10 protein-coding genes are annotated in these 12203 nt (G+C 71.0%); 7 read left to right on the top strand and 3 right to left on the bottom strand.

What is annotated here, in order from left to right; genetic code table 11:
• Nucleotides 1–75: 75 nt before the first annotated feature.
• The 4 genes from AB0F62_RS25385 to AB0F62_RS25400 are packed head-to-tail and all read left to right on the top strand — an operon-like array spanning nt 76 to nt 4062.
• Nucleotides 76–1005: a branched-chain amino acid ABC transporter permease gene (locus AB0F62_RS25385; protein WP_361803405.1), complete on the top strand. Its 930-nt coding sequence runs from the start codon at nt 76–78 to the stop codon at nt 1003–1005.
• The gene (locus AB0F62_RS25390) at nt 1002–2369 is read left to right on the top strand and encodes a branched-chain amino acid ABC transporter permease (RefSeq protein WP_361803408.1); all 1368 of its coding nucleotides are present in this window, start codon (nt 1002–1004) and stop codon (nt 2367–2369) included. The genes AB0F62_RS25385 and AB0F62_RS25390 overlap by 4 nt, the downstream gene beginning before the upstream one ends.
• A complete protein-coding gene (locus AB0F62_RS25395; RefSeq protein ID WP_361803411.1) occupies nt 2366–3298 on the top strand; it encodes an ABC transporter ATP-binding protein in 933 nt (310 codons plus the stop codon). Before AB0F62_RS25390 ends, AB0F62_RS25395 begins: the two co-directional genes overlap by 4 nt.
• Nucleotides 3295–4062: an ABC transporter ATP-binding protein gene (locus tag AB0F62_RS25400; protein ID WP_361803414.1), complete on the top strand. Its 768-nt coding sequence runs from the start codon at nt 3295–3297 to the stop codon at nt 4060–4062. Before AB0F62_RS25395 ends, AB0F62_RS25400 begins: the two co-directional genes overlap by 4 nt.
• A 103-nt stretch (nt 4063–4165) precedes the next feature.
• Here the strand turns inward: AB0F62_RS25400 and AB0F62_RS25405 are convergent, their stop codons facing one another.
• Complete coding sequence (locus AB0F62_RS25405) at nt 4166–4642, bottom strand: hotdog fold thioesterase (protein WP_361803417.1); 477 nt, start codon at nt 4640–4642, stop codon at nt 4166–4168.
• Nucleotides 4643–4698: 56 nt separating this feature from the next.
• A complete protein-coding gene (locus AB0F62_RS25410) occupies nt 4699–7008 on the bottom strand; it encodes an FdhF/YdeP family oxidoreductase (protein ID WP_361803420.1) in 2310 nt (769 codons plus the stop codon).
• 67 nt (nt 7009–7075) lie between these two features.
• On the opposite strand from AB0F62_RS25410, the gene polA reads away from it, so the two are divergent.
• A complete protein-coding gene (gene polA / locus AB0F62_RS25415; RefSeq protein WP_361803423.1) occupies nt 7076–9814 on the top strand; it encodes a DNA polymerase I in 2739 nt (912 codons plus the stop codon).
• Here the strand turns inward: polA and AB0F62_RS25420 are convergent.
• On the bottom strand, nt 9745–10647 hold the full coding sequence (locus tag AB0F62_RS25420) for a DUF4184 family protein (protein ID WP_361803426.1): 903 nt from the start codon (nt 10645–10647) through the stop codon (nt 9745–9747). The two genes, polA and AB0F62_RS25420, sit on opposite strands and share 70 nt — an antisense overlap.
• Nucleotides 10648–10785: 138 nt before the next feature.
• Between AB0F62_RS25420 and AB0F62_RS25425 the strand changes: the two genes are divergently transcribed.
• The gene (locus tag AB0F62_RS25425; RefSeq protein WP_361803429.1) at nt 10786–11976 is read left to right on the top strand and encodes a hypothetical protein; all 1191 of its coding nucleotides are present in this window, start codon (nt 10786–10788) and stop codon (nt 11974–11976) included.
• Nucleotides 11977–12063: 87 nt separating this feature from the next.
• Entirely contained in the window at nt 12064–12198 is a 135-nt protein-coding gene (locus AB0F62_RS25430; RefSeq protein ID WP_361803432.1) for an SPW_0924 family protein, read from the top strand.
• Nucleotides 12199–12203 lie beyond the last annotated feature (5 nt).

Below are 12203 nucleotides of genomic sequence, written 5' to 3' on the forward strand. Positions count from 1 at the left end.
CCCCGCGCTCCCCATCGCTGTGTCGGACGCGCTCTCGCTGCCCTTCACCGGCTTCAGCAAGGATTCCCACGCACCATGAATCTCTTCCACAACTTCTGGGACTACTTCATCCCAGGCTTGACGACGGGGTCCATGTACGCCGTCATCGCGATCGGGTACACCCTGGTCTACGGCGTGCTCCAGCTCATCAACTTCGCGCACAGCGAGGTGTTCATGATGGGCGGCTTCGGTTCGCTCGTCGTGCTCTCGGAGCTCGCCCCCCAGTCCCCTCACGGCTTCAACTCCGTGGTCTGGGTGATCGTCGGCATGATCGCCGGCGCTCTGGTCGGAGCGCTGACCGCGTTCGGGCTGGAGAAGGCGGCCTACAAGCCGCTGCGCAAGCGCAATGCCCCGAAGCTGGTCTTCCTGATCAGCGCCATCGGTGCGTCGTTCTTCCTGTACAACCTGGCGGGCAAGCTGTGGGGCCGCAACCCCGTGCCGATGCCGGAGCTGTACACCAATGGTGAGGTCTTCAGCGTCTTCGGCACTCCGGTGAAGATCACTCAGCTGATCATCATCGGTTCCGCGGTCGCGATGATGATCGGCCTGGACCTGGTGGTCAACCGCACGAAGATGGGTGCCGGCATCCGGGCCGTCGCGCAGGACGCGGAGACGGCCGGTCTGATGGGTGTCGACATCGACAAGATCATCTCCCGGACCTTCATCATCGGTGGTCTGCTGGGCGGCGCGGCCGGATTCCTGTACGGCTTCGGCATCTCGGGCCAGGTCTGGTTCACGGTGGGCTTCCTGCCGGGCATCAAGGCGTTCGCGGCGGCGGTGCTGGGCGGTATCGGCAACATCCGCGGCGCCATGCTGGGCGGCCTGCTGCTGGGCATCGTCGAGAACCTCAGCTCGCCGGTCTTCGGCACCCAGTGGATCGACGTGACCGCGTTCGTGGTCCTGATCCTGGTGCTGATGTTCCGTCCGACGGGCATCATGGGCGAGCGTCTGGGGAGGTCGGCATGAGCGAGGCGACTGCTGGCAAGTCCTTCTCGGTGGACGTGGCGAAGCTGCGCCGCCGAGCGTGGTATCAGGAGCCCCGCTGGGCCCGGCTGTTCGGCATGGTGGTGCTGGGCTTCACCCTGGCGCTGATGACGGGTGCCGACGGGAATCCGGCGGAGAAGCTGTCGGCGTTCACGGCGGCGTTCGAGTCGGCACGGCTGTGGATCTGCCTGGCGATCACCGTCGGCCTGTGGGCGCTGCTGGAGTTCGGCACTCCGGTGCGCGACGCGGCCCGGCAGGGCTCGCAGGGCGTGAGCAAGTCGCTGGAGCCGGCCCGGGCGGTGTTCCGCGCCAACCGCTGGGCGCGGCTGGGCGGCCTGGCGGTCGTCCTGGCGCTGGCGATCATCATTCCGGCCACCACGAGCCTGTTCTGGCAGGAGGTCCTGGTCACGCAGATGGGCGTGGTCATGATCATCGCGGTCGGTCTGAACGTGGTGGTCGGCTGGGCCGGTCTGCTCGACCTGGGCTTCATCGCCTTCTACGCGATCGGCGCGTACTCCTGCGCCTACTGGACCGGCCACATGCCGGTGAAGCCGCCGTTCACAGTGGGCGCGCTGGAGTCGATCCCGTTCGCGATCGTCACCTGCCTGATCGCCGGTGTCCTGCTGGGTGCGCCGACGCTGCGGCTGCGGGGTGACTACCTGGCGATCGTGACCCTGGGCTTCCACGAGATCGTGTACCTGGTCGCGAAGAACTCGGACGGTTTCACGGGTGGTTCGCGCGGTGTGTTCGGCATTCCGCACCCGTCGATCCACATCGGTCCGATCAAGTACGAATGGACGCTGGACCCGCTGCCGTACTGGTACCTGCTGCTGTTCTTCCTGGTGGTGCTGGTCTTCCTGTACAACCGGCTGGAGCACTCGCGCATCGGCCGCACCTGGACGGCGATCCGGGAGGACGAGGTGGCCGCGGCCGCGACGGGCATCAACACCGTCCGGTACAAGCTGCTGGCGTTCGCGATCGGCGCGTCGACCTCGGGTCTGGCGGGCGTGGTGTACTCCAGCAAGGTCGGCTTCATCAACCCGGAGAACTTCACCATCGTGCTGTCGGTGCTGGCGCTGGCGTACGTGGTCTTCGGCGGCATGGGCTCCATTGCCGGTGTGCTCTTCGGTGCCGCGCTGCTGGTGTGGCTGCCGAACGTGCTGCGGGACTACGTGCCGGAGCAGGACCGCTTCATCTACCTTGGTGCGCTGCTGGTCATCATGATGATCTTCCGTCCGCAGGGTGTGATCCCCTCCCGCCGCAGGCAGCGCGAGCTGCACATGGCGGAGGCGGGCATCGGTGACGCCGATGCGATGACCGAGCCGACGGGAGGCGTGAAGTCGTGAACGCGGTGAAGGACGCGGGCGTGCAGCCCGTCGAGACCGGCGGCCCGGTGCTGCAGGCCCGCGGTGTGACGCTGCGGTTCGGTGGTCTCACCAGCCTGTCGGACGTCAACCTGACGATGCGGCGGGGTGAGATCCTCGCGGTGATCGGCCCGAACGGCGCGGGCAAGACCTCGCTGTTCAACTCCCTGACGGGCGTGTACGTCCCGCAGGAGGGCGCGATCACCTTCCACGAGGAGGGCGGTGCCGAGCGCAAGCTGCTGGGCACCAAGCCGTACCTGGTGAACCGCTACGGTGTGGCGCGTACGTACCAGAACATCCGGCTCTTCGCCGCCCTGACGGCGCTGGAGAACGTCAAGATCGCGGCGGAGTCGCGGCAGAAGTCGGGAGCGATCTCGATCATGCTGGGCTTGCCGTGGGCACGCCGGGACGAGAAGGCCAGCGACCAGCGGGCCCAGGAACTGCTGTCGTACGTGGGGCTGTCGGGCAAGCACAACGAGCTCGCCGCGAGCCTGTCCTACGGTGACCAGCGGCGTCTGGAGATCGCCCGGGCGCTGGCGACCGACCCGAAGGTGCTGCTGCTCGACGAGCCGGCCGCCGGCACGAACCCGACGGAGAAGCTGGAGCTGGAGCAGCTGATCCGCCGGATCAACCGGGATCTGGGCATCAGTGTGCTGCTGATCGAGCACGACATGAAGCTCGTGATGTCGGTCGCGGACCGTGTCATGGTGCTGAACTTCGGCAAGGTGATCGCCGAGGGTCTGCCCGAGGAGGTGCAGCGCGATCCCGCGGTGATCGAGGCGTACCTGGGTGCGGCCGACGAGGAGGCCGTGGAGGCCGTCGCGGAGATGGTGGAGATCGTCGAGTCGCACCACGCGGCCGACGCTCCGGAGGTCCCCGCGCCGCGCGAGTCCGAGGAGGAGGGCCGATGACCGAGGCCGCCAACTTCGACAAGGCGACGGAGTCTTCCGTCGCCGAGGCTCCGGCGATGCTGGAGCTGGTCGACCTGCAGGTGTTCTACGGCGCGATCCAGGCGCTCAAGGGCATCAATGTGACGGTCCGGCAGGGTGAGGTCGTGGCGCTGCTCGGCGCGAACGGCGCCGGCAAGACCACCACCCTGCGCACGATCTCCGGTCTGCTGCAGCCCCGCCACGGCGAGGTGCGGCTGGGCGGCGAGCGGATCGACGGCGTTCCCGCGCACAAGGTGGTGGAGCTCGGCATCGGGCAGTCCCCGGAGGGCCGTCGTGTCTTCCCGGTGATGACGGTGCTGGAGAACCTGGAGATGGGCGCGTACCGGTTCAAGGGCGTCCCCAAGGACGACCTGGACCGGGTGCTCACGCTCTTCCCGCGCCTTGCCGAGCGGCGTTCGCAGCTGGCGGGCACCCTGTCCGGCGGTGAGCAGCAGATGCTGGCCATCGGCCGGGCGCTGATGGGCCGTCCGAACCTGCTGCTGCTCGACGAGCCGTCGATGGGTCTGGCGCCGCTGATCGTCCAGCAGATCTTCGAGATCATCAAGGAGATCAACGACCAGGGCACCACGGTGCTGCTGGTGGAGCAGAACGCCTCGCAGGCGCTGCAGCTGGCCGACCGCGGCTACGTCCTGGAGACGGGCGCGATCGTGATGGAGGACGAGGCGTCGGCCCTGCTCTCCGACCCGCGCGTGCGTGCCGCCTACCTCGGTGAGGGCGCGGCGTAGCGTCCGGCGTCACCTGGTACGGAGAACGGCCCCCGGAGGATTCCGGGGGCCGTTCTCCGTGTGCGCGGCGTTCGCGGTGTGCGGGGTTCGCGGTGTGCGGGCGTCAGGGGGTGACGGTGCCGGGGGCCGCGGGGCGCAGCGCGCAGGTGAGGCGGGCGGAGCAGACGCGGCGGTCCTGCTCGTCGCTGATGACGATCTCGTAGGTCGCGGAGGAGCGGCCGCGGTGGACGGGGGTGGCGACCCCGGTCACCAGGCCGGAGCGCAGGCCGCGGTGGTGGGTGCAGTTGAGGTCGACGCCGACGGCGATCTTGCCGGGGCCGCCGTGCAGCATGGCGCCGATGGAGCCGATCGTCTCCGCCAGGACGGCGGAGGCGCCGCCGTGGAGGAGCCCGTAGGGCTGGGTGTTGCCCTCGACGGGCATGGTGCCCACGACGCGCTCCGCGGACGCCTCGAGGATCTCGATGCCCATGCGGGAGCCGAGGTGGCCGGCGGAGAACAGTGCCACCAGGTCGACGCCGAGTCCCGCGTACTGCTCGATGACCTCGGGGGAGAAGAGGCTGGTGGTGGTGGGCTCGCCCATGGACGGTGGCTCCGATCGTCGTCGTTCGGTGTACTGGCCCGTTTTCTACCGGACGGTCAGTGGGAACCGCCGGGCGGGGTCGTCTGTTCCAGCCGGACGACGACGGACTTGGAGGCCGGGGTGTTGCTGGTGTCGGCGGTGTGGTCGAGCGGGACCAGCACATTGGTCTCGGGGTAGTAGGCGGCGGCGCAGCCGCGGGCGGTCGGGTAGTGGACCACCCGGAAGCCCTCGGCGCGGCGTTCGCTGCCGTCGGTCCATTCGCTGACGAGGTCGGTGTAGGCGCCGTCGGCGAAGCCGAGGGCGGCGGCGTCGTCGGGGTTGACCAGGACGACGCGGCGGCCGCCCTTGATGCCGCGGTAGCGGTCGTCGAGGCCGTAGATGGTGGTGTTGTACTGGTCGTGCGAGCGCAGCGTCTGCAGCAGCAGCCGGCCTTCGGGCACCTGGGGGTACTCCAGGGGGGCGGCGGTGAAGTTGGCCAGTCCGGTGGCGGTGGGGAAGCTGCGGGAGTCGCGGGGGGCGTGGGGCAGGGTGAAGCCGCCGGGGCGGCGGACCTTGACGTTGAAGTCGTCGAAGCCGGGTATCACGCGGGAGATGCGGTCGCGGACGGCGTCGTAGTCGCCTTCGAGCTCCTGCCAGGGCACCCGGCTGCGGGGGCCGAGGACGGCGCGGGCGAGGCGGCAGATGATGGCGGGCTCGGACAGCAGCAGGGGGCTCGCGGGCTCCAGGCCGCCCCTGGAGGCGTGGACCATGCCCATGGAGTCCTCGACGGTGACGAACTGCTCGCCGGCCGCCTGGACGTCCTTCTCGGTGCGTCCGAGGGTGGGCAGGATCAGCGCGCGGGCGCCGGTGACGACGTGGGAGCGGTTGAGCTTGGTGGACACGTGGACGGTGAGGCGTGCGCGGCGCATGGCGGCCTCGGTGACGTCGGTGTCGGGTGAGGCGGCGACGAAGTTGCCGCCCATGGCGAAGAAGACCTTGGCGTCGCCGTCGCGCAGGGCGCGGATGGCGGCGACGGTGTCCAGGCCGTGCTCGCGGGGCGGGGCGAAGCCGAACTCCTTCTCCAGGGCGTCGAGGAAGGCGGGGGCGGGCTTCTCGTAGATGCCCATGGTGCGGTCGCCCTGGACGTTGCTGTGGCCGCGCACGGGGCACACGCCGGCGCCGGGGCGGCCGATGTTGCCGCGCAGCAGGAGGAAGTTGACGACCTCCTTGATGGTGGGCACGGAGTGCTTGTGCTGGGTCAGGCCCATCGCCCAGCAGACGATGACGCTCTTGGCGTCGAGGACCATGCCGAGCAGCCGGTCGATGTCGGACTGCGGCAGCCCGGTCGCGCGCAGCACCTCGTCGGTGTCGGTGGCGCGGGCGGCCGCGGCGTAGTGCTGGAAGCCGTGCGTGTGCCGGGCGATGAAGGCGTGGTCGAGGACGGTGTCGGGAGCCTGGTCCTCGGCTTCGAGGAGCGCCTTGTTCAGTGCGCGGAACAGGGCCTGGTCGCCGCCGAGCCGGATCTGCAGGAAAAGGTCGGCGAGGGGGGTGCCGCCGCCGGCGAGGCCCTTGGGGGTCTGCGGGTTCTTGAAGCGCTGCAGGCCGGCCTCGGGCAGCGGGTTGACGGTGACGATCTTCGCGCCGCTCGCCTTCGCCTTCTCCAGGGCGGAGAGCATGCGGGGGTGGTTGGTACCGGGGTTCTGCCCGGCGACGATGATCAGGTCGGCGCGGTAGAGGTCCTCGAGCAGCACGCTGCCCTTGCCGATGCCTATGGTCTCCGCGAGCGCGGAGCCCGACGACTCGTGGCACATGTTGGAGCAGTCGGGCAGGTTGTTGGTGCCGAACTCGCGGGCGAAGAGCTGGTAGAGGAAGGCGGCCTCGTTGCTGGTGCGGCCGGAGGTGTAGAACACGGCCTCGTCGGGGTGCGCGAGGCCGGTCAGCTCGTCGGCGACGATCTCGAAGGCGCGCTCCCAGGGGACGGGCTCGTAGTGCTCGGCGCCGTCGGGCAGGTACATGGGCTGGGTGAGGCGGCCCTGCTGGCCGAGCCAGTAGCCGCTGCGGCGGCCGAGGTCGGCGACGGAGTGCGCGGCGAAGAAGTCGGCGGTGACGCGGCGCAGGGTGGCTTCCTCGGCGACGGCCTTGGCGCCGTTCTCGCAGAACTCCGCGGTGTGCCGGTGCTCGGGCTCGGGCCAGGCGCAGCCGGGACAGTCGAAGCCGTCCTTCTGGTTGACCTTGAGGAGGGTGAGGGCGGTGCGGCGCACGCCCATCTGCTGCTGCGCGATGCGGAGGGTGTGCCCGATGGCCGGGAGCCCGGCAGCTGCGTGCTGCGGGGCGCTGACCTCGGGTGCGTCCTGGACCGGGTCGCCTGCGGGTGCTTTGCCTGCCATGCCTCCGATCCTGCCACGGCGAAGCCGCGGACCGGCAGTGTCGGTGGGGCGTGGGAGGATCGGGGACGTGGCAGCAAAGGCAGAGAAGACGAACGTGGCGACCGGCACCGCACCCCAGGGGGGTGAGCGGCCCCGGTTGCTCCTGCTGGACGGGCATTCGCTGGCGTACCGGGCGTTCTACGCGCTGCCGGTGGAGAACTTCAACACCACCACCGGCCAGCCGACGAACGCGGTGTACGGCTTCGCGTCGATGCTGGCGAACACCCTGCGTGACGAGCGGCCGACGCATCTCGCGGTCGCGTTCGACGTCTCGCGGCATACGTGGCGTCTGGAGGAGTTCCCTGAGTACAAGGCGACCCGGTCCGCGACGCCGGACGAGTTCCGCAGCCAGGTGACGCTGATCGGCGAGCTGCTGGACACGATGAACGTCCGCCGCTTCGCCACGGAGGGTTACGAGGCGGACGATGTGATCGCCACGCTGGCCTCCCAGGCCGAGGCGCTGGGGTACGAGGTGCTGATCGTCACCGGCGACCGCGACTCCTTCCAGCTCGTCTCGGACCATGTCACGGTGCTGTACCCGACGAAGGGCGTCTCCGAGCTGACCCGGTTCACCCCGGAGAAGGTCGTGGAGAAGTACGGGCTGACCCCCACGCAGTATCCGGACTTCGCGGCGCTGCGCGGCGACCCGTCGGACAATCTGCCGGGCATTCCGGGTGTCGGGGAGAAGACCGCCGCCAAGTGGATCAACCAGTTCGGGTCGTTCGCGGAGCTCGCGGACCGGGCGGACGAGGTGAAGGGCAAGGCGGGCGAGAATCTGCGCGCCCATCTGGAGTCGGTGAAGCTGAACCGCCGGCTGACGGAGCTGGTGCGGGACGTGGAGCTGCCGTGCGGGCCCGCGGAGCTGGAGCGGCAGCCGTACGACCGGGACGCCGTGAACGTCGTGCTGGACACCCTGGAGTTCCGCCACCCCAACTTCCGCGACCGGCTGTTCGCGGCCGATCCGGGGGCGGCTGTGGAGGGTGGCGAGCCGGAGGTCGCCGGCGGGGTGGCCGTGGAGGGCCGGGTGCTGGCCGCGGGCGAGCTGGCGGGCTGGCTGGCGGAGCACGCCGGCGGGCCGCTGGGCGTGGCGTCGGTCGACGCGTGGGCGCTGGGCGCGGGCAGTGTGTCCGAGGTGGCGCTGGCGACGGCGCAGGGCCCGGCTTCCTGGTTCGATCCGGCGGCGCTGGACGAGGAGGACGAGCGGGCCTTCGCGGCGTGGCTGGCGGACGCCGGCCGGCCGAAGGTGCTGCACAACGCCAAGAACGTCATGCGGGTCTTCGCCGAGCACGGCTGGAGCGTGGACGGCGTCGCGATGGACACGGCGCTGGCGGCGTATCTGGTCAAGCCCGGCCGCCGCTCGTTCGCGCTGGACGCGCTGTCGGTGGAGTATCTGGGCCGGGAGCTGGCCCCGGCGGGCGCGGAGGACGGCCAGTTGGCGTTCGGCGCCGAGGACGAGGCCGAGGCGGACGCCCTGATGGTGCAGGCGCGCACGGTGCTGGACCTGGGCGACGCGTTCGCGGCCCGGCTGGAGCAGGACGGCGCGCTGCGGCTGCTGCGCGAGGTGGAGTTGCCGACCTCCGCGCTGCTGGCCCGGATGGAGCGGGCGGGCATCGCGGCGGACCGGGAGCATCTGGAGCGCCTGGAGCAGCGGTTCGCGGGCGAGGTGCAGCTCGCGGTGAAGGAGGCGCACGCCGCGGTCGGGCACGAGTTCAACCTGGGCTCCCCCAAGCAGTTGCAGGAGGTGCTCTTCGGCGAGCTGGGCCTGCCCAAGACGAAGAAGACCAAGACGGGTTACACCACCGACGCGGACGCGCTGGCGTGGCTGGCGGCGCAGACCGAGCACGAGCTGCCGGTGATCATGCTGCGCCACCGGGAGCAGGCGAAGCTGCGGGTGACGGTGGAGGGCCTGATCAAGACGGTGGCGCCCGACGGCCGGATCCACACCACGTTCAGCCAGATCGTGGCGGCCACCGGCCGGCTGTCGTCGACCGACCCCAATCTGCAGAACGTGCCGGTGCGCACCGACGAGGGGCGGGCGATCCGGCGTGGCTTCGTCGTCGGCGAGGGCTACGAGTCGCTGCTGACCGCCGACTACAGCCAGATCGAACTGCGGGTGATGGCCCACCTGTCGGAGGACGAGGGGCTGATCGCCGCCTTCGACTCCGGCGAGGATCTGCACACAACCGTCGGCAGCTATGTCTTCTCGGTGCCGCCGGAGCAGGTGGACGCCGAGATGCGCCGCAAGATCAAGGCGATGTCGTACGGGCTGGCGTACGGGCTGTCGGCGTTCGGCCTGTCGCAGCAACTGGGCATCGAGGCGGCGGAGGCGCGCGGCCTGATGGAGACGTACTTCGAGCGGTTCGGCGGGGTGCGCGACTATCTGCAGCGCGTGGTGGACGAGGCCCGCGTCACGGGCTACACCGAGACGCTGATGGGCCGTCGCCGCTATCTGCCGGACCTGACCAGTGACAACCGGCAGCGCCGCGAGATGGCCGAGCGGATGGCGCTGAACGCGCCGATCCAGGGCTCGGCCGCCGACATCGTCAAGATCGCGATGCTCAAGGTGGACGCGGCGCTCGCGGCGGAGGGGCTGCGGTCCCGTCTGCTGCTGCAGGTGCACGACGAAATCGTGGTCGAGGTCGCCCCCGGGGAGCGGGCGGGGGTGGAGGAGCTGGTCCGCCGGGAGATGGCCGCCGCCTACCCGTTGCGGGCGCCGCTGGACGTCTCGGTGGGTGCCGGCCCGGACTGGGAGTCGGCGGCCCACTGATCGGCCGTCCCCCGGCCGCCGCGTCGCGCGGCGCGGTGCGTGAGATGCACCGCGCCGGAGCAGGCCGCGGCGGCCAGGGCGAGTCCCGCGCCGGCGCCGAAGAGCCCGGTCGGGATGATCCCGCCGGCGTCCCCGGTCGCGTCGTACCACTGCTCCGCCCGCACGGCGGCTCCGGTGGCCGTGGTGGCGCCGAGGACGGTCAGGGCGAGCCGCCGGGCGCGGCGGGAGAGCCGGGGCAGCGGGGAGGGGCGATTTTCGGCCGGTTCGGGCGTGGCCCGCAGGGTGCGCGCGCCGTACCAGGCCAGCAGGGCCAGTGCCACGGCCGAGCTTCCGTACTGCACGTACTTGTGCAGGGCCGTGCCGTGGATCTCCTGGTCGAGCACGGGCAGCAGGCGGACGCCCCAGCGTCCGGGGTGGGTGAAGGCGTCCCAGACGACATGGGTGGTCGCCCCGGCCACGGCCGACGCCCAGAAGGCCGCGACCGAGCGCGCCGACGGCCGCCACCGGTCTCCGCAGCCCGCCAGGGCGGCGATCCGGCCCTGGTGGCGGGCGGGCAGCAGCGCCACCATCGGGCCGCGCAGCACCGCCCAGCCGCCCACCAGCCCGGCGGCGATGACGGGGTCCGCGAGGGCGACGCCCAGCGGGGCGTGGGTGAGCTGCCCGTAGCCGAAGAGGCCCGGAACCAGTGAATCGGCGAAGTACGGCACGTCGGGGGCGAAGGACCCGGCGATGAGGGCGGCAGCGACGAGCGGGCCGCGACCCCGTACGGTGCCGGCGCTGTCCTGCCGCAGGCCCGGCAGTACGGCCAACGCATGACTGATCGTGAACGGCATGCAACCTCTTCCGGAACACATCTGTCTGATCAGTATGCGACGTCCCGCACGGTGGCTCCGTTCAGGAAGTTGCCGTAGGGTCACCAGGGTTGTCACGCAGGGAGACGGGCAACACGGCTTCGGGGAGGGGCACCGGGTATGCGAGCGCGGTACGGACGGCGGATCCGCAGGGGAGTCGCGGGCACGGCGGTGGCCGCCGCGGCCATGGCGGCGCTGACGGGTTCCCAGGCTCCGGGGCTGCTGCCGGGCCTGCTGAACACCAGCGCGGCCGCACCGGTGGTGCCCCCGCCGGGAGACCCCATCGACGGCAACTCGTCGGAGTACTTGACCGAACTCCCTCCGCTCAACACGCCCGCCCCCGGCACCTCCGCCACCCCGGGTACCGGCACCGGCACGGTGACGACCGACGGCACGGGCCTGCCCGCGACCGTCCTGGAGGCCTACCGCAGGGCGGAGACCGCGCTCGCCGCCAGCGACCCCGGGTGCAACCTACGCTGGGAACTGCTGGCCGCGATCGGCCAGGTCGAGTCCAACCAGGCGCGCGGCGGCAACGTCGACGCCGAGGGCACCACGATCTCCCCGATCCTCGGCCCGCCCCTGAACGGCAACGGCTTCGCGAAGATCACGGACACCGACGACGGAGCCTGGGACGGCGACAAGGTCCACGACCGCGCCGTCGGCCCGATGCAGTTCATCCCGTCGACGTGGCAGACCTGGGGCGCCGACGGCAACGACGACGGGGTCACCAACCCCAACAACATATTCGACGCGGCGCTCGCCGCCGGCCGCTACCTCTGCGCGGGCAACCGCGACCTGTCGATCGAGAGCCACCTGCGCCAGGCGATCCTCGGCTACAACCACTCCCAGGCCTACCTGAACACGGTCCTGTCCTGGTACGAGCACTTCCGCAAGGGCGATGTCGTCTCCGTCCCGGACGTCGGCGGCGCGGGCGGCGACACCGGGGAGCACTCGCCGTCCCCCACCACGTCCCCCTCGCCCTCGAAGTCCCCGAGCGCGAGCCCGACGGGCTCCCCCCGGCCGACGAAGAAGCCCACGCCGACGGCGACGTCCAGCGGCACCATCGGCACCCCCTCGGGCACCCCCTCGCCGACCGTGTCGCCCACCCCCACCGACACCCCGACGGCGAGCCCGACCACGAGCCCGACGGTCACCCCCACCTGCCCGACGGACTCCGCGACGCCCACCGACCCGGCGTCCCCGTCGCCGACCGGCACCCCCGACCCGTGCGCGACCGAGTCGCCCGGGGGCAGCCCGTCGCCGTCCGCGTCGGAGACCGAGGGCGCCACCGCATCCGGCCGGGTCAACTGACGACGTAGAACCTGTTCTCATTTCAACTCCCGGTTGCTACGGTTCACCGGCCCAGCCGACGTAGCCGTACGACCGGGAGGTACGGCCATGCGCGCAGTCATCGCCGCGGCCATCGGACTCGTCGTCGCGTCCGGACTCGTCCTCCTCGTGACCGCGATCGGCCCGCCGGACGGCAGCACCTCCCCCGAGCCGCTGCTCACCACCGTCCCGGCGCACCCGTAGGAGGG

It is taken from the genome of Streptomyces sp. NPDC026673 (assembly GCF_040638135.1).
In the GTDB taxonomy this organism is placed as follows: Bacteria; Actinomycetota; Actinomycetes; order Streptomycetales; family Streptomycetaceae; genus Actinacidiphila.

Coding starts and splice junctions, on each gene's coding strand:
- AB0F62_RS25420 (WP_361803426.1), bottom strand. CDS start 10,647: ATGCCGTTCACGATCAGTCATGCGTTGGCCGTACTGCCGGGCCTGCGG.
- AB0F62_RS25400 (WP_361803414.1), top strand. CDS start 3,295: ATGACCGAGGCCGCCAACTTCGACAAGGCGACGGAGTCTTCCGTCGCC.
- AB0F62_RS25410 (WP_361803420.1), bottom strand. CDS start 7,008: ATGGCAGGCAAAGCACCCGCAGGCGACCCGGTCCAGGACGCACCCGAG.
- AB0F62_RS25385 (WP_361803405.1), top strand. CDS start 76: ATGAATCTCTTCCACAACTTCTGGGACTACTTCATCCCAGGCTTGACG.
- AB0F62_RS25405 (WP_361803417.1), bottom strand. CDS start 4,642: ATGGGCGAGCCCACCACCACCAGCCTCTTCTCCCCCGAGGTCATCGAG.
- AB0F62_RS25425 (WP_361803429.1), top strand. CDS start 10,786: ATGCGAGCGCGGTACGGACGGCGGATCCGCAGGGGAGTCGCGGGCACG.
- AB0F62_RS25390 (WP_361803408.1), top strand. CDS start 1,002: ATGAGCGAGGCGACTGCTGGCAAGTCCTTCTCGGTGGACGTGGCGAAG.
- AB0F62_RS25430 (WP_361803432.1), top strand. CDS start 12,064: ATGCGCGCAGTCATCGCCGCGGCCATCGGACTCGTCGTCGCGTCCGGA.